The 17,429-nt window shown below is 64.9% G+C and carries 14 protein-coding genes; 11 read left to right on the forward strand and 3 right to left on the reverse strand.

The annotated features are described in order from the left end of the window. Nucleotides 1-68 precede the first annotated feature (68 nt). The 3 genes from VGL01_RS21025 to def all read left to right on the forward strand — a co-directional run bounded on the left by VGL01_RS21025 (nt 69) and on the right by def (nt 3,957). The gene (locus tag VGL01_RS21025; protein ID WP_331572771.1) at nt 69-1,301 is read left to right on the forward strand and encodes a cell division protein ZipA C-terminal FtsZ-binding domain-containing protein; all 1,233 of its coding nucleotides are present in this window, start codon (nt 69-71) and stop codon (nt 1,299-1,301) included. A gap of 77 nt (nt 1,302-1,378) precedes the next feature. Then, on the forward strand, nt 1,379-3,427 hold the full coding sequence (gene ligA / locus VGL01_RS21030) for an NAD-dependent DNA ligase LigA (protein ID WP_331572773.1): 2,049 nt from the start codon (nt 1,379-1,381) through the stop codon (nt 3,425-3,427). Then, on the forward strand, nt 3,424-3,957 hold the full coding sequence (gene def / locus VGL01_RS21035; protein WP_331572775.1) for a peptide deformylase: 534 nt from the start codon (nt 3,424-3,426) through the stop codon (nt 3,955-3,957). The genes ligA and def overlap by 4 nt, the downstream gene beginning before the upstream one ends. Before the next feature lie 59 nt (nt 3,958-4,016). Here the strand turns inward: def and VGL01_RS21040 are convergent, their stop codons facing one another. The 3 genes from VGL01_RS21040 to map form a co-directional block, all read right to left on the reverse strand. Further along, on the reverse strand, nt 4,017-4,766 hold the full coding sequence (locus VGL01_RS21040; RefSeq protein ID WP_331572777.1) for a pseudouridine synthase: 750 nt from the start codon (nt 4,764-4,766) through the stop codon (nt 4,017-4,019). 1,020 nt (nt 4,767-5,786) lie between these two features. Then, a complete protein-coding gene (locus VGL01_RS21045) occupies nt 5,787-8,357 on the reverse strand; it encodes a [protein-PII] uridylyltransferase (protein ID WP_331572779.1) in 2,571 nt (856 codons plus the stop codon). Between the two features lie 114 nt (nt 8,358-8,471). Continuing rightward, the gene (map, locus tag VGL01_RS21050) at nt 8,472-9,278 is read right to left on the reverse strand and encodes a type I methionyl aminopeptidase (RefSeq protein ID WP_331572781.1); all 807 of its coding nucleotides are present in this window, start codon (nt 9,276-9,278) and stop codon (nt 8,472-8,474) included. 339 nt (nt 9,279-9,617) lie between these two features. Between map and rpsB the strand changes: the two genes are divergently transcribed. From rpsB to rseP, 8 genes are all read left to right on the forward strand, one after another. Beyond that, on the forward strand, nt 9,618-10,373 hold the full coding sequence (rpsB, locus tag VGL01_RS21055) for a 30S ribosomal protein S2 (RefSeq protein ID WP_331572783.1): 756 nt from the start codon (nt 9,618-9,620) through the stop codon (nt 10,371-10,373). Nucleotides 10,374-10,547: 174 nt separating this feature from the next. Beyond that, nucleotides 10,548-11,429 (forward strand): translation elongation factor Ts, encoded by an 882-nt coding sequence (tsf, locus tag VGL01_RS21060; RefSeq protein ID WP_331572836.1) that lies wholly within the window; start codon nt 10,548-10,550, stop codon nt 11,427-11,429. 275 nt (nt 11,430-11,704) lie between these two features. Beyond that, nucleotides 11,705-12,418, forward strand: a complete 714-nt coding sequence (gene pyrH / locus VGL01_RS21065) for a UMP kinase (protein WP_173259036.1) — start codon at nt 11,705-11,707, stop codon at nt 12,416-12,418. A 101-nt stretch (nt 12,419-12,519) separates the two neighbouring features. Beyond that, complete coding sequence (gene frr / locus VGL01_RS21070; protein ID WP_331572785.1) at nt 12,520-13,080, forward strand: ribosome recycling factor; 561 nt, start codon at nt 12,520-12,522, stop codon at nt 13,078-13,080. Nucleotides 13,081-13,146: 66 nt separating this feature from the next. Next, complete coding sequence (gene uppS, locus VGL01_RS21075; protein ID WP_331572787.1) at nt 13,147-13,929, forward strand: polyprenyl diphosphate synthase; 783 nt, start codon at nt 13,147-13,149, stop codon at nt 13,927-13,929. Further along, a complete protein-coding gene (locus VGL01_RS21080) occupies nt 13,923-14,744 on the forward strand; it encodes a phosphatidate cytidylyltransferase (protein WP_331572790.1) in 822 nt (273 codons plus the stop codon). Before uppS ends, VGL01_RS21080 begins: the two co-directional genes overlap by 7 nt. A 29-nt stretch (nt 14,745-14,773) precedes the next feature. Then, nucleotides 14,774-15,997, forward strand: a complete 1,224-nt coding sequence (locus VGL01_RS21085; RefSeq protein ID WP_331572792.1) for a 1-deoxy-D-xylulose-5-phosphate reductoisomerase — start codon at nt 14,774-14,776, stop codon at nt 15,995-15,997. A 7-nt stretch (nt 15,998-16,004) separates the two neighbouring features. After that, nucleotides 16,005-17,381, forward strand: a complete 1,377-nt coding sequence (gene rseP, locus VGL01_RS21090) for an RIP metalloprotease RseP (RefSeq protein ID WP_331572794.1) — start codon at nt 16,005-16,007, stop codon at nt 17,379-17,381. Nucleotides 17,382-17,429: the final 48 nt, after the last annotated feature.

Consider the following 17,429-nt stretch of genomic DNA (forward strand, 5'->3'; position numbering starts at 1 on the left):
GAACGACAGCGGCGGTCGGCACACTGCACGGCCGCCCTCGACGAAAGAACGTGCTTCATGGAGCGTGCATGGACGAGTTGACACTCGGGTTGATCGGCGCGGGCGCCGTGGTGGTGGCGGGAGTGGTCGGATACAACGCATGGCAGGGGGCGAAAGTGCGCCGCAGGATGCCAAGACCGATGCCGCCCGACGCCGCCGAAGCACTTGCGCGTCACGATTCCGAGGAGGAGCGGCCGTTTATCGAGCCCGCGCGCGCAAACGTTCGCCGCGAGCCGGCGCTCTCCGATGCGCCGGCCGCAGCCGAGGCGCCCAGGATCGAACCGAGCTTCGGCGCCGCGCCGCTCGACACGCCGGCCGATCTTCAAGCGGACGCGACGGTGCCCGACGGCGATCTGTCGCGCGACGTGCCAGGAGCGCGGCACGCGGAGCAGATGTCCGATGCGCCCGTCGCGCCGGCTGCCACGACGATTTCCTCGGCGCCGCCGCATGTCGTCGATCGCCGCATCGACTGCGTGGTGCCGATCAAGCTAGGCGGCTCCGTTGCCGGCGACAAAGCGGTGCCGTTCGCGCAGCGATTGCGCCGAGCCGGCAGCAAGCCCGTCTATATCGAGGGCAAGGCCGAAGGCGCCGGCGCCTGGGAGCTGCTGCAAAACGGGCAACGTTATGACGAACTGCGCGCGGCGGTCCAGCTGGCGAACCGCGGCGGTGCGTTGAACGAGCTCGAGTTCTCGGAATTCGTCTCCGGGGTGCAGCAGTTCGCCGACGCGGTCGACGGCGCGCCCGAATTTCCGGACATGCTCGAAACGGTATCGATGGCGCGCGAACTCGACAGCTTCGCGGCGCAGTGCGACGCGCAGTTGTCGATCAACGTGCTCTCGGATGGGGCGCCCTGGTCGGCCAACTACGTGCAGGCCGTGGCTTCCCAGGACGGATTGCTGCTCTCGCGCGACGGTACGCGCTTCGTCAAGCTCGATGCTAGGCAAAGCCCCGTTTTCATGCTGCAGTTCGGCGACACCAACTTCCTGCGCGATGACCTGACCTACAAGGGCGGGCAGATGATCACGCTGATTCTCGATGTGCCGGTGGCCGACGAGGATATTCTGCCGTTCAGGCTCATGTGCGACTATGCGAAGTCGCTGGCCGAGCGCATCGGCGGGCGTGTCGTCGACGATCAGCGTCGGCCGCTTCCCGAATCGGCGCTGCTGGCGATCGAAAAACAACTGATGACGCTTTACGCCAAGCTCGAGGAGGCCGGCATCCCCGCCGGCTCCGCGGCGACGCGCCGGTTATTCAGTCAATGACGCCGGACGGCTTGCGCGCATGACGGGCGCTGCGATAATGCCGGGGTGAACTCGAAATCGAACAAGAGCGCCCCGGCATGGCCCCACACACTGCACAAGCACCGACAGACCAACCCGCCGAGCGCGCAGCATGGCTGCGTGCGGAGCTCGATCGCGCCAACTATCAGTACTACGTGCTCGATCAGCCCGAGCTGCCCGATGCCGAATACGACCGGCTCTTTCTCGAACTGCAGCGCATCGAAAGCGAACACCCCGATCTGATCACGCCCGAGTCGCCGACGCAGCGTGTCGGCGGCCAGGCATCGAGCGGCTTCGCGCCCGTGCACCATGCGGTGCCGATGCTCTCGCTGAACAACGGCTTTACCGACGAAGATATCGTCGCCTTCGACAAACGCGTTGCCGACGTGCTCCACAGCGAATCGGTCGAATACGCGTGCGAGCTGAAGTTCGACGGCCTCGCGATCGCGCTGCGCTACGAGAACGGCCGGCTCGTGCAGGCAGCGACGCGCGGCGATGGCGCGACGGGCGAGGATGTGACCCAGAACGTGCGTACGATCCGTTCCATTCCGCTCAAGCTGAAGGGCGATCGCGTGCCGCGCCTCGTCGAGGTGCGAGGCGAGGTGCTGATGTTCAAGCGCGACTTCGAGCGGCTCAACGCGCGTCAACGCGAAGCCGAGCAACGCGAATTCGCGAATCCGCGCAATGCGGCGGCGGGCAGTCTGCGGCAGCTCGATCCGAGAATCACCGCTCATCGGCCGCTTTCCTTTTTTTCATACGGCATCGGCGAACTCGACGGTATCGAGATGCCCGGTACGCATAGCGCGCTGCTCGACTGGTACGGCGAGCTCGGGTTGCCGGTGTGCGCCGAACGCGCCACGGTCAACGGCGCGCAAGGGCTCCTCGAATTCTTCCGACGTATCGGCGAAAAACGCAAGTCGTTGCCTTACGAGATCGACGGCGTCGTCTACAAGGTCAATCGGCGAGACGAGCAGGACCGGCTCGGATTCGTTTCGAGAGCGCCGCGTTTCGCGCTCGCGCATAAATTCCCGGCCGAAGAGGCCATGACGGAGCTGCTCGACATCTACGTCAACGTCGGGCGCACGGGCGCGATTACGCCGGTGGCGCGGCTGAAGCCGGTCTTCGTCGGCGGCGTGACCGTCACGAACGCCACCTTGCACAACGAAGACGAGGTACGCCGCAAGGACGCCCGCATTGGCGACACCGTCGTCGTACGACGCGCGGGCGATGTGATCCCCGAGCTCGTGTCCGTCATGCTCGAGCGCCGGCCCGAGAACGCGCGCGAGTTCGTGATGCCCACGCACTGCCCGGTCTGCGGTTCGCGCATCGAGCGGCTGCCGGACGAAGCCGTCGCACGATGCACCGGGGGGCTGTTCTGTCCTGCGCAGCGCAAGCAGGCCATCTGGCATTTTGCGCAGCGCCGCGCGCTCGATATCGATGGGCTCGGTGAAAGGATCATCGACCAGCTCGTCGAGCAGCAGCTCGTGCGTACACCGGCCGATCTTTTCAATCTGGGCTTTGCGACGCTGGCCCAACTCGACCGCTTTGCCGAAAAATCGGCGCAGAATCTGCTGGATTCGCTCGAACAGGCCAAGCACACGACGCTTGCCCGCTTCATCTATGCGCTCGGTATTCGGCACGTGGGCGAATCGACGGCGAAGGACCTCGCGCGCCATTTCGGCTCGCTCGATCCGTTGATGAACGCGTCGATGGAGGAATTGCTCGAAGTCAACGATGTCGGCCCCGTCGTGGCCGAGTCGATTCATCAGTTCTTCGCGGAAGAGCACAATCGGACTGTCATCGAACAGTTGCGGGCGCCCGGCAAAGTGAGCTGGCCCGAAGGGCCGCCGGCGCCGCGCGCGCCGCAAGGCGCGCTGGCCGGCAAGACCGTCGTGTTGACCGGTACGCTGCCGACATACTCGCGCGAAGACGCCAAGGAACTGCTGGAGGCGGCCGGCGCAAAGGTGTCCGGCTCCGTGTCGAAGAAAACCGATTATGTGGTGGCGGGAAGCGAGGCGGGCAGCAAGCTTGCGAAAGCCGAGGAACTCGGCATTCCCGTGCTCGACGAAGACGGTATGCGCAAGCTTCTGGAGGGTCACAATCCATGATTCGCGAAATTCTCAAGATGGGCGATCCGCGTCTTTTGCGCATTGCCCACCCCGTCGATCATTTCGACACGCCCGAGCTTCATGCACTCATCGCGGACATGTTCGAGACGATGCATGCCGCCAACGGCGCGGGGCTTGCCGCACCGCAGATCGGTGTCGATCAGCAGGTGGTCATCTTCGGCTTTGGACACAACGAACGCTATCCCGAGGCACCGCCGGTGCCTGAGACGGTGCTCATCAACCCGACCATCACACCGGTATCGCAAGATACGGAAGAGGGCTGGGAAGGGTGCCTGTCAGTGCCGGGCATGCGCGGGATCGTCGGACGATTTTCGATGATCCGCTACCACGGGTTCGATCAGTATGGGCAGCCGATCGACCGCGTGGCGGAAGGCTTTCATGCGCGCGTCGTGCAGCACGAATGCGATCATCTGATCGGCAAGCTCTATCCGATGCGGATAACCGATTTCTCGAATTTCGGCTTCACCGAGGTGCTCTTCCCCGATCTCGACCCCAACAGCGACGACTGACGCGCGCTTCCCGTTCGTCGGGCGAGCTCGCGAGAGCGAGCCCCGGACGGCGTCGCTGTTCAAAACGCCTCGTCCGCAAGCAGATAGCGCCATTTTCCCTGCGGCAGTGCGCCCAGCGCCACGCGGCCCATGCGGACGCGCTTCAGTCCGACGACGTGCAAGCCGACGAGTTCGCACATGCGACGGATTTGCCGCTTCTTGCCTTCGCGCAGGGCGAAGCGCAGTTGTTCGCCGTTTTGCCAACTGACCTTGGCCGGTTTCAGCGCCGCGTCATCGAGCGACAAACCGAACCGCAGCAACGCGAGTTTGTCGGCGGGAAAGTGCTGATCGACATCGGTCGTGTGCTCGCCGTAGGTCACACGTACGAGATATTCCTTTTCCACGCTCGAATGCTCGCCGATCAGCTGCTTTGCGACGCGGCCGTCCTGTGTCAGCACGAGCAGCCCCGTCGAATCGATATCGAGGCGGCCAGCGGGCGCGAGCGCGCGCAGATGACTCGGGGAGAAGCGCACGGGCGAACGGTCCCCGTCCCAGCGATTGGCTGCGGTGACGAGCGTGACGGCGGGTTCGTAGCCGTCTTCGGCCTGTCCCGACACGTAGCCGACGGGCTTGTGCAGAAGGATCGTGACTTGCCGCGATTGCGCGGCGTGCGCATCGCGCGTGATGTCTATCTTCTGATCGGGGCGTACGCGAGCGCCGAGCGTATCGATTCGTTCGCCATCGACGCGCACCCAGCCATTCGCAATCCACTCATCGGCTTCCCGGCGCGAACATAGACCGAGTTCCGACATGCGTTTCGATAGGCGCATCGTCCCCGCCGTTTCGGGGTTCGCCGGGGCCTTAGCTGCGGCGGCACCGCTCGGGCGGTGCTCAGGACGCCCGGCACGCTCCGGACGCCCCGCACGGTCCGCACGGTCCGCACGGTCCGCACGGTCCGCACGTTCCGGACGTTCCGCACGTTCCGTCGCCTGGCGCTTGACCGGCGAGCCGGTCTTACGCTCGGGCCGCGCTTGCACGGCGGCGCCCGAGCGTTTGCCCGTGCCCGCTGCGCTCCGGTGGGGCGCGCGAGTTCCGCTTTCGCTCGCGGTGGCGCCTCCACGTTTGCCGCTGCCCGCCGCGGTCCTGGGCGCGCGGGTGTCACTCCGACTCACGTCCCCAGCGGCAGCCGTGCGTTTACCGCTGCCCGTTCCGGTCCTCGGCGTGCGGGTTCCGCTTTCGTTGAACCCAGCCCCCGTGCGTCTGTCGTGGCTTGCCGCAGCCCGGGGTGCACGGGCGCCACTCCGACTCACGTCGCCGGCGGCGCCCGCGCGTTTGTCGCTGCCCGTTCCGGTTCTCGGCGTGCGGGTTCCCGTTTCGTTAGCGACGCCCCCCGTGCGCTTATCGTTGCTTGCCGCAGCCCTGCGAGTTCCCGCTACGCTGTCGCGCTCACGGCCGCGCGGCACGCCGGCCGGCGCGCCTGCCGGGGAACTGCCGGACGCGGTTGCCCTGCGGGCGCCCGGTGCTGCCGGTCGCCGGCTTCTTTCACCGGGCGACGAGCCCGGCTTGTCCTCGCGCGTGCGACGCGCGAGTGCCGTGCCCGCGCCCCGCGCGCCGCCCGCGGATTTCGCGGCGGGGGCGCGTGGCGCCGGCGCTGCCTTGCCGGGCGCTGTGCCCGCTGCACGCGGCGCTGCGGCACCTCGCGCCGGCTTGCGTGCCGACGGGCTGCCGGAACGAACGGGAGCGCGATCCGGTGTGTCCGGTCGCGGATGCTTGGCTGTCAGTTTGACGCGCATAGATTCTCTAAAAAACGGGACCGCGGGCGTAGGGCCAGAGCGGCAATGAAACAGCGCCTATAGCGCGATGGCTCGCAGCAGTTCGGTTTCCAGCTGAATTTGCAGCCGGCTGTCGGACAGACCCCGGCCATCGAGCAGGAAGACGTCTTCGACGCGCTCGCCGAGCGTATTGATGCGAGCGGCATGCACGCCGACACAATGGTTGGCGAGCACGCGCGCGATCGAATAAAGCAGACCCAGCCGGTCGTTTGCCGAGACCGAGAGAATGTAGTACTGGCCGCGCTCGTCGGCCCGCAAATCGACGCGCGGCGTGATCGGGAACGTGCGCGAAAGGCGCGACAGCCGGCCCTTGGACGGCTCGGGCAACGGCTCGCCCGATGAAAGCCAGGCACTGAGCTGCTGCTCGACGAGATTCGCGATATCGCGATACTGCACGTCTTGCTCCGGATGCGCGACGATGAAGTTGTCGAGCGCATAGCCGTGGCGGGTCGTGCTGATGCGGGCATCGAGCACGGACAATCCGTTGCGCTCGAAGTAGGCGCAAATGCCAGCGAACAGATCCGGGCGATCGCGCACATAGACGAGCACTTGCAGCGCTTCGCCGATGGGCGCCGGGCGTGCGCGTACGATGGGCGCCTCGGCTTCGACGTGGCGATACAGCACGCGCGTTTGCCAGGCGATATCGGCGGCGTCGTGCCGCAGGAAGTACCCGACATCGAGCTGCTCCCACAGCGCGCGCTGCGCGTTCTCCGGCACGGTCTCGAGCCGCAGCAGCGCGAGCGCTTCCTCCTTGCGCGTCTTGAGCTCGGAGTGCTCGTCGGGGCGTGCGCCGCCCAGCACGGCGAGCGTCATGCGGTAAAGGTCCTCGAGCAGCTTGCCTTTCCAGGTGTTCCAGACCTTGGGGCTCGTGCCGCGGATATCGGCGACCGTCAGCAGATATAGCGCGGTGAGCCGCCGCTCGGTGCCGACGAGTTCGGCGAATTGCTTGATGACAGCCGGGTCGCTCGTGTCTTGCTTTTGCGCAACCTGACTCATCGTCAGATGCTGCTGCACGAGCCAGACGATCAGCGAGGCGTCGTCTCCCGTGATGCCGTGCTCGCGGCAAAAGCGTCGCGCGTCGGCCATGCCGAGCGTCGAATGATCGCCCCCGCGGCCTTTCGCGATGTCATGAAAAAGCGCGGCCACGTAGAGCACCCAGTGGTGCTCGAAATTGGCCATCAACTGACTGCAAAACGGGTACTCGTGCGCATGCTCGGCCAGGGCGAAACGGCGCAGATTGCGCAGCACCATCAGAATGTGCTGATCGACCGTATAGACGTGATAGAGGTCGTGCTGCATCTGGCCGACGATGCGACGAAAATTCAGTAAATACCGGCCGAGCACGCTCGTTTGATTCATGAGGCGCAGTGCATGGGTGATGCCCTGCGGCTCTTTGAGGATCTGCATGAAGAGGCGCCGGTTCTCGGGCGCCTTGCGCCAGCGCGAATCCATGATTTCGCGGGCGTTGTAAAGCGCTCGCAGCGTACGTGCGGAGAGCCCTTTGGTGCCCGGCGTGGCCTCGTAGAGCAAGAACGCCTCGAGAATGGCGGACGGCGCGCGCTCGAACACGTCGTCGCTGACGATCTCGATCATGCCTTGCTTCTCGACGAAGCGATCCGATAGCACGCGCGTAATGCCGCTCGTGCGCGGGAAGAGCTGCGCTTCGACATTCTGAATCAGGATCGTCGCGAGCTGCGTCACGGCTTTCGCTGCCCAGTAATAGCGGCGCATGAGCTGCTCGCTCGCCCGCCGCGCCTGCGTCGAGTGGTAGCCGAAGCTCTCGGCGGCAGCGGTTTGCAGATCGAAAACGAGCACATCCTGGCGACGCCCCGCGATCAGATGCAAACGGGCACGCAGCATCTTCAGGAAGCCTTCGTTGCGGCGCAGCTCGCGCGCTTCGCGCGCCGTAATGAGACCGCGCTGGTCGAGCTCGCGCCAACTGCTGCCGAAGCCGGCGGCACGGGCGATCCACAGAATCAGCTGCAAGTCGCGCAGCCCGCCGGGACTTTCCTTGACATTGGGCTCGAGGCTATACGGCGAGTCCTGGAACTTCGCATGGCGCTGACGCATTTCGAGGACTTTCGCCTGGAAAAATGCGCGCGCGTCGAGCGTTTCGTTAAAGCGCAGTGCGAAACGCTGAAAGAGCGCCGTGCTGCCCGTGATGCGTCGCGCTTCGAGCAAGGATGTGCGCACCGTGATGTCGCGCTCTCCTTCGTCGATGCATTCGTCGACGGTGCGCACGCTGCTGCCCAGTTCGAGCCCGAGGTCCCACGCCATGCCGATGAACCGCTCGATGCGCGCCTCGAGCTCGGGCCCGGGGGTTTCGTGCAACAGCACGAGAATGTCGATGTCGGAATAGGGCGAAAGCTCGCCGCGACCGTACCCGCCGACGGCGACGAGTGCGAGCGAGGCCGGCATTTCGCAGGCGAGCCAAGCGCGGCGCAACGCGTCGTCCGTGGCGCGCGCGAGCGCGCGCATGGCCGCATCGACATTGCCGGCGGTTTTGAAGCGATCGAGAAGCGCCGTCTTGGCGACGCGGTAATCCGCTTTGAGCGACATGGAGTGGGGCAGGGCGGCTGGGACGCTCATGTGACGACGAAGATGCGGCTGACGATGGCAACAAACGGTGGCCAGGCAGCGGGCGCCGCCGCTCGCGCGCGATGCGCGCCGCGGCCCCGCCAACTGACCGGATGCGCGCCGCCGCTAGGCGGCGACGGACAGACGGGGCCGTTCGGGCGTTCCGGCCGAAACGGTCAGCACGTCGAAACCCGTATCGGTGACGAGCACCGTATGCTCCCACTGCGCCGACAGGCTGCGGTCGCGCGTCTTGACGGTCCATTGATCGGGCATCGTGCGAATCTCGCGGCGCCCGGCATTGATCATCGGCTCGATCGTGAAGATCATGCCTTTTTGGAGCTCGAGACCGGTGCCGGGGCGGCCGTAATGAAGCACCTGGGGATCTTCATGAAAAACCTTGCCGATACCGTGGCCGCAGTATTCGCGCACGACACTGTAGCCATGTGCCTCGGCGTGCTTCTGAATGGCATGGCCGATATCGCCGAGCCGCGCACCCGGGCGCACCTGCTCGATTCCGAGCCACATGCACTCGTAGGTCGTCTGGGCGAGCCGCCTGGCGAGAATCGAGCCTTCGCCGGCGATGAACATCCGGCTCGTATCGCCGAAATAGCCGTTCTTGATGACCGTGATATCGATATTCAGGGCGTCGCCGTTCTTGACGATCTTGTCGCCCGGAATGCCGTGGCAGATGACGTCGTTCACCGAAATGCACGTTGCCTTCGGATAGGGCGGGTAGCCGGGCGGCTGATAATTGAGCGGCGCCGGGATCGTGCCTTGCACGTCGAGCATGTAGTTGTGGCAGAGCCGGTCGAGCTCGCCCGTCGACACGCCCGGTTTGACAAAGGGCGTGATGTAGTCGAGCACTTCGCTCGCGAGTCGGCACGCGATGCGCATTTGCTCGACGTCGTATTCGTTTTTGATCGTGATAGCCATTGGAGTGCCAGCATGGGACGCGGATTGCCGGATTATCGCACCATATAGAGCCGCCGGCTGAAACCAAGGTCGGTGTTGAGGCGGACGCCGCGAGCGTGATATACTTTCTGGCTAGTCGTCAATGGTGCCCGGCGGAATTGGTGTTTCATTCCGTGTTTGATTCACTCGGGGCTCCGGCGGCTGGAAGTCAAAGAGTCAAATTTTGAGTAAATCGCAAGCCGGCGCACCCAGGGTGCCGGGTGCGCATGATACGCGAGCATCGGCGAGATCGTCCGTGCACGCCTGTCGCGCATCCGTTACTGCAGCCGGCTTAAGGCCCAACCCTCGCGGAGAATTTCAATGGCAGTCACCATGCGTCAAATGCTGGAAGCCGGTGTCCACTTCGGTCACCAGACCCGCTTCTGGAACCCCAAGATGGCCCCGTTCATCTTCGGTCATCGCAACAAGATTCACATCATCAACCTCGAAAAGACGCTGCCGATGTACAACGACGCGCTGAAGTACGTGCGTCAGCTGGCGGCGAATCGGGGCACGATCCTTTTCGTGGGTACGAAGCGTCAGTCGCGCGACACCATCGCCGAAGAGGCGCAGCGCTGCGGTATGCCTTACGTGAACGCCCGCTGGCTCGGCGGCATGCTGACCAACTTCAAGACGCTGAAGGTTTCGATCAAGCGCTTGAAGGACATGGAGACGGCCGTCGAGGCAGGCGAGACCGAGCGCATGAGCAAGAAGGAAGCCCTGTTGTTCGAACGTGAAATCGCGAAGCTCCAGAAGTCGATCGGTGGCGTGAAGGACATGGGTGGCATTCCCGATGCGATCTTCGTCGTGGACGTCGGCTATCACAAGATCGCCGTGACGGAAGCCAACAAGCTGGGCGTTCCGGTCATCGCCGTGGTCGACACGAACCACTCGCCGGAAGGGATCGACTACGTGATCCCCGGTAACGACGACGCGAGCAAGGCTGTGGCGCTCTACGCGGCTGGCGTGGCGGACGCGATTCTCGAAGGCCGCGCGAATGCGGTGAACGAAGTCGTCCAGGCAGTGCGTGGCGAAGGCGACGGCGACGAATTCGTCGAGGTCAACGGGGAGGCGTAAAGCAACCCTGGGGCCGGCAAAAAAGGGGGCTTTCAGGGGCCCCCTTTTTTTGAGTTTCGGCCGCGGCGACGGCCGTTGATGCGGCGCAGCGGTTTTGGCGCGTGCCGCGAACGAATGCCTGCCGTTCGCATCGAAAGCGGGCGGCCTATGAAAGACAGACTCAAGGAGCGAATGATGGCGGCAATTACCGCAAGCATGGTGGCAGAACTGCGCGCGAAGACCGACGCGCCCATGATGGAATGCAAGAAGGCGCTGACGGAAGCCGAAGGCGACATGTCCCGCGCGGAAGAGCTGCTGCGCGTGAAGCTCGGCAACAAGGCCAGCAAGGCCGCCTCGCGCGTGACGGCCGAGGGCATCATCGTCTCGTCCATCAGCGGCAACGCGGGCGCGCTCGTCGAGTTGAACTGCGAGACGGACTTCGTCGCGAAGAACGACGATTTCAACGCGTTCGCCAAGCAAGTCGCGGAACTCGTGGTGGCGCACAAGCCGGCCGATGTGGCCGCGCTGTCGGCGCTGACGCTGAATGGCCAGACGGTCGACGCCGTGCGCCTCGCGCTCGTCGGCAAGATCGGCGAAAACCTGTCGATCCGCCGCTTCGTGCGCTTCGAGACGACCAACAAGCTCGCGGCCTACCTGCACGGCACGCGCATCGGCGTGCTCGTGGAGTACACGGGCGCCGACGAGCAAGTCGGCAAGGATGTCGCCATGCACGTGGCCGCCATGAAGCCGGTGTCGCTCTCCGCGAGCGATGTGCCGGCCGAGCTGATCGCGAAAGAGCGCAGTATCGCCGAGCAAAAGGCAGCCGAATCGGGCAAGCCGGCCGAGATCGTCGCGAAGATGGTCGAAGGCAGCGTGCAAAAGTATCTGAAGGAAGTGTCGCTGCTGAATCAGCCGTTCGTGAAGAACGACAAGCAGACGATCGAGCAGATGCTGAAGGCCGCCAATGCGTCGGTCCAGCAGTTCGCGCTCTTCGTCGTCGGCGAAGGGATCGAAAAGCGGCAGGACGATTTCGCGGCCGAAGTGGCCGCGCAGGTCGCAGCCGCCAAGCAACAGTAAGTACCTGCCTCGAAAGCGTCCGGGTGCCGGTGCATTCGGGCGGCGAGGCGAGCCTCGATGCGGGGTTCGGCACGAACCCGCTTCGTGGCATCGGCGGCACCGACTATTGACTAGGGGTTTTCCCCTAGTCAGCGCGCGCAAGCTTTGCCGGGTGGCGGTTTTGCCAGTTGCCCGGCGAGCACGCGGCGCGGCGTGGGCGGTGCTTGCTCGAATTTATGTTTCACCCCTACAGTTCCACATTGTCGTCACTCCCTTCGGCGCGATCGGATACCGCTATGCCCACAGCCTATAAACGCGTTCTTCTCAAACTCTCCGGCGAAGCTTTGATGGGCGACGATGCCTTCGGCATCAACCGCGCGACGATCGAAAGAATGGTGGCGGACATCGCCGAGGTGGTTGGCCTCGGCACGCAGCTCGCGGTCGTGATTGGCGGCGGCAACATCTTTCGCGGCGTGGCCGGCGGTGCGGCGGGCATGGATCGCGCAACGGCCGACTACATGGGCATGCTCGCGACGATGATGAACGCGCTTGCGCTGCAAGACGCGATGCGGCACGCGGGCATCGAGGCGCGCGTGCAATCGGCGCTGCGCATGGACCAGGTGGTCGAGCCGTACATCCGACCGCGTGCAATCCGGCAACTCGAGGAAGGCAAGGTCGTGATCTTCGCGGCCGGTACGGGCAACCCGTTCTTCACGACCGATACGGCTGCGGCGTTGCGCGGCTCGGAAATCGGCGCCGAAGTGGTGCTCAAGGCGACGAAGGTCGACGGCGTATACTCCGCGGACCCGAACAAGGATGCGTCGGCAACGCGCTATGCGACGATCAGCTTCGACGAGGCGATCGGCCGCAACCTCCAGGTCATGGATGCGACGGCGTTTGCGCTGTGCCGCGATCAGAAGCTGCCGATCCGCGTTTTTTCGATCGTCAAGCCCGGCGCACTGAAGCGCATCATTCAGGGGGAGGACGAGGGTACGCTGGTCCACGTGTAAACTCTCGCACAACGCGGAAAACGCCCGCCGCGGCTTGTCGTGGTCATGCGCGCCGCTGGCGCGCGGGCGATCCGCACTGTTATGAAGGTTCGGAGGTTTAAATGAGTCTGGCAGACATAAAAAAGGGCGCCGATCAGAAGATGCAGCGTTCGATCGAGGCGTTCAAGAGCGATCTGGCGAAGATCCGCACCGGGCGCGCGCATACGGGCCTGCTCGATCACATCCAGGTCGACTACTATGGCTCGAACGTGCCTATTTCGCAGGTCGCCAACCTGACGCTCATCGATGCGCGCACGATCGGCGTGCAGCCTTGGGAAAAGAAGATGGTCGCCGTGGTCGAAAAGGCGATCCGCGAGTCGGATCTCGGGCTGAATCCCGCCACGCAGGGCGACTTGATCCGGGTGCCGATGCCGGCGCTGACCGAGGAGCGCCGCCGCGAGCTGACGAAAGTCGTCAAGAGCGAAGGGGAGACGGCGAAGATCGCCGTGCGCAATCTGCGCCGCGACGCCAACGAGCAGCTCAAGAAGCTCGTCAAGGACAAGGAAATCTCCGAAGACGACGAACGCCGCGCCAGTGACGAAGTCCAAAAGCTCACCGACAAGTACGTCGCCGAGATCGAGAAACTCGTGCATACGAAAGAAGCCGAGATCATGACGGTCTGAGGCCTCGCGCTTCCCGACGTCTTCCCGGTCTTACTTCGTTCAAAGCAGTTATCTGTCCCGGCGGCCATGACTTATACCAGCTCAACTGTTCGCGTACCCGATGTCGCAGCCGTTCCGCGCCACGTCGCGATCATCATGGACGGCAACGGCCGCTGGGCGACGCAACGACGTTTGCCGCGCGTAGCGGGCCATACGCGCGGCGTCGATGCGGTGCGTGCGACCGTCGAGGCGTGCGCGCGCGCGGGCGTCGAATATCTGACGCTTTTCGCGTTCAGCTCCGAAAACTGGCGCCGGCCCGTCGAAGAAGTGTCGTTCCTCATGCGGCTTTTCGTGACCGCGCTCGAGCGCGAGGTCGGCAAGCTGCACGCCAACGGCATCCGCTTGCGCGTCGTGGGCGATCTGTCGCAGTTCGATACGCGCATTCAAGACCTCATTCGCCGCGCGGAAACCAAAACGGCACGCAATGAACGGCTGACGCTGACGATTGCCGCCAATTACGGCGGGCGCTGGGATATCCTCCAGGCGGCCCGCAAGGCGGCCGAGGAGGCCGCGCAGCAAGGCCAGCCGGCGAGTTTCGACGAGGATGCGTTTTCCCGGCATCTGGCAATGGCTTACGCGCCGGAGCCCGATCTGTTCATCCGCACAGGCGGCGAGACGCGCATCAGCAACTTCCTGCTCTGGCAACTCGCCTACACCGAGCTCTATTTCACCGAGACGTTCTGGCCCGATTTCGACGCCAATACGCTCGCCGATGCCATTGCCTCTTATGGACGCCGGGAGCGGCGTTTCGGCCGCACCAGTGCACAGCTCGAGCCGCAATCGCAGGACGTCGATTCCCTCCCATGCTGAAGACTCGCGTCGTCACGGCCATCGTTTTGCTGGCCGTGTTTGTTCCGGTCACGCTTTATGCGCCGGCAAGTGCGTTCGGTGCGTTGATTGGACTGGTCGTGGTCCTGGCGGCATGGGAATGGGGGCGCCTTCTGGGTTTGCCGGCTCTCGCTTCGTATGGCTACGCCGCGCTGGCCGCGGTGGCGCTGCTGGCGAGCCTGCGGCTCGGCCCCGGCATGCGGGCCACGCGCCCGCTTTTCGAGGCGGCCGCGATATTCTGGCTCCTGGCGGGTCCGTTCGCGCTTGCGCGCAAGCCGCAGCTTGCACACGGTGCGTGGCGCGCGTTCCTCGTCCTGGCGGGGCTTGTCGTCTTCGTCGCCTGCTGGCATGCGCTGGTGCTGGCGCGCACGATTGGCGTCGCGTTCGTGCTTTCGGTGCTGATCGTCGTCTGGCTTGCGGACATCGGCGCATACTTCTCCGGCAAGGCTTTCGGCAAGCACAAGCTCGCGGTGACCATCAGCCCGGGTAAAACCTGGGAGGGCGCCGTGGGAGGCTGGATCGCCGTGCTCGTCGTGGGCGGCGTGGCGATGGCAAGCGAAGCGTTCGCGCCTACGCTATTTTCGACGTTGCCGGCCAAGCTCGGCGCAGTACGGGCGCTCCTGGCGCTCACCGGGCTCGTCGCCTTCAGCGTCGTCGGCGATCTGTTCGAGTCGCTGCTCAAGCGCCAGGCGGGCGTGAAGGATTCGAGCGCGCTGTTGCCGGGGCATGGCGGGGTGCTCGATCGCATCGACGCATTGCTGCCGGTGTTGCCGCTCGTGATGTTGCTCGTGGCGTAAGGCGCCTTCGGCGCCCAGGAAATGAACTTATGACAAAACGTTTGACACTGCTGGGTTCCACGGGCTCGATCGGCGAGAGCACCCTGGACGTCGTCGCTCGCCATCCGGAGCGCTTCTCGGTTTACGCCTTAAGTGCGCATCGCAATGGCGATAAGCTCGTCGAGCAATGCCTGCGCTTTGTGCCGGAGGTCGCCGTGGTCGGCGATGCCGACACGGCAGCCCGAGTCGAGGCGCAATTGCGTGCGGCCGGCTGCGCCACGCAGGTGACTTATGGCCCGCAGGCACTCGTCGATGTGGCCAAAAGCGATGACTGCGACACTGTGGTGGCGGCGATCGTCGGCGCGGCGGGACTGGCGCCGAGCTTGGCCGCGGCCGTCGCCGGCAAGCGCATTTTGCTCGCGAACAAGGAAGCGCTCGTCATGTCGGGGGCGATCTTCATGGATGCCGTGCGCGACCACGGCGCCACGCTGTTGCCCGTCGATAGCGAGCACAACGCGATATTCCAGTGCCTGCCGCGCGACGCATCGCCGCGCGGCGGCGTCGCCAAGATCATCCTGACGGCGTCGGGCGGCCCGTTTCGCACGCGCGAACCGGCCACGCTCGTCGATGTCACGCCCGAGGAAGCCTGCAAGCATCCGAACTGGGTCATGGGCCGCAAGATATCCGTCGATTCGGCCACGATGATGAACAAGGGGCTGGAAGTGATCGAGGCGCATTGGCTGTTCGATCTGCCCGGCGAGCGCATCGACGTGCTGATCCACCCGCAAAGCGTCATCCATTCTCTCGTTTCGTACGCCGATGGATCGGTGCTGGCCCAGCTCGGCAATCCGGACATGCGTACACCGATAGCGCACGCGCTCGCTTATCCCGAGCGCGTCGATTCGGGCGTCGCTCAACTGGATCTGGTACAGGTCGCGTCGCTGAGCTTCGAAAAACCCGACTACGAACGTTTCCCGTGTCTGGCGCTCGCCATGCAGGCGCTGAGCGCAGGCGGAATTGCCAGCGCGGCGCTGAATGCGGCCAACGAGGTCGCGGTCGAGGCTTTCCTCGAGCGCCGCATCGGTTTCACCGATATCGCGCAAACGGTGGCGGCCGTGCTGGATGCGGTGCCGAACCAACGCCCCGACGAGCTCGCGACCGTGCTCGAAGCCGATGCCGCTGCGCGGCGCGCTGCCATCGATTTCATCGCGCGGCGCCCCATCGCGGGGCGCACTGTCGTTCACCGCGACCGGGCGAACCGCGCGTTGCAGTGAGACGTAGATGAACCTGCTGATCGAAATTGCCGCCTTCGCCGTTGCGATCGGCGTGCTCGTCGTCGTTCATGAATTCGGGCATTTCGCTGTCGCGCGATTGTGCGGCGTCAAGGTGTTGCGGTTTTCGATCGGTTTCGGTCGCCCGCTGCTGACCTGGGTCGGCAAACGAAGCGGCACCGAGTGGACCATCTCGGCGCTGCCGCTCGGCGGCTACGTGAAGATGCTCGACGAGCGGGATCCCGGGGCGGGCATTGCCCGCGCCGACCTGCCTTTCGCGTTCAATCGCCAGCACGTTGCCAAGCGCATCGCGATCGTGCTGGCCGGGCCGCTGGCCAATTTCGCGCTTGCCATCGTCCTTTTCGCGGCAGTTTTCGCGACCGGTGTCGTGGAGCCCGCGGCCACGCTTGCCACGCCGCCGGCCGACAGCGTAGCGGCGCATGCGGGCTTCGAAGGCGGGGAGACGATCGTCGCGATCGGCGACGTGCACGGTGCGGACATCGAGCCTGTGCGCTCCTGGTCGGATTTGCGCTGGAAGCTGCTCGATGCGGCGTTCGATCATCGGCGCATCGTCATGCGCGCGCACGACGGGCACGGCACGTATGACTTCCAAGTCGACCTCAGCCGTGTCTCGGACCGCGACGTCGACGACGACTTCATGTCGAAGCTGGGTTTCGACGAAGGCGGCGCGCTCTCGGTGGCTGCCGTGGAGCCCGGCAGCGCGGCCCAAGAGGCCGGCCTCGCGGCGGGCGATGTGTTACGCACGGTCGACGGCCGACGCATCGACGGCGCCGAGGCGTTCATCGCTTACGTGAAGGCTCACGCCGGACATCCGATCGAGCTCAAGGTGGAGCGGCCCAACGCCGCAAGCGGCCCGCTCGCCGTGGCGATCACACCCGTTGCCCAGGAAGACTCCGCCACGGGGCGCGAGGTGGGCCGCATCGGGGCCGCGCTCGCCACCAAGGTGGCTACGGTGCACGTGCGTTACGGCCCGCTCGAAAGCGTCGCACGCGGTGCGAGGCGCACGTGGGAGATCGGTGTGTATTCGCTGCGCATGTTCGGGCGCATGCTGATCGGCGAGGCCTCGATCAAGAATCTGTCCGGGCCGGTGACGATCGCCGATTATGCCGGCAAGAGCGCGCGGCTCGGCTGGGTGCCTTTCCTGTCCTTTCTCTCGCTCGTCAGCATCAGCCTCGGCGTGTTGAACTTGTTGCCAATTCCGGTATTGGACGGGGGGCATCTGTTATATTATTTGGTTGAAGCTGCGACCGGCAAGGCCGTATCGGAGCGTTGGCAGCTTGTTCTGCAAAGAGCCGGACTCGTTTGCATCGTCGCGTTGTCGGCGATCGCGCTCTTTAACGATCTGGCTCGTTTAATCCACTTCTAAAGCGTCCCGCGGCATGCGCTCGGCAGGCCGCTGCGGACTGATGCAGCT

The sequence above is a fragment of the Trinickia sp. genome (assembly GCF_036503415.1).
Taxonomy (GTDB): Bacteria; Pseudomonadota; Gammaproteobacteria; order Burkholderiales; family Burkholderiaceae; genus Trinickia.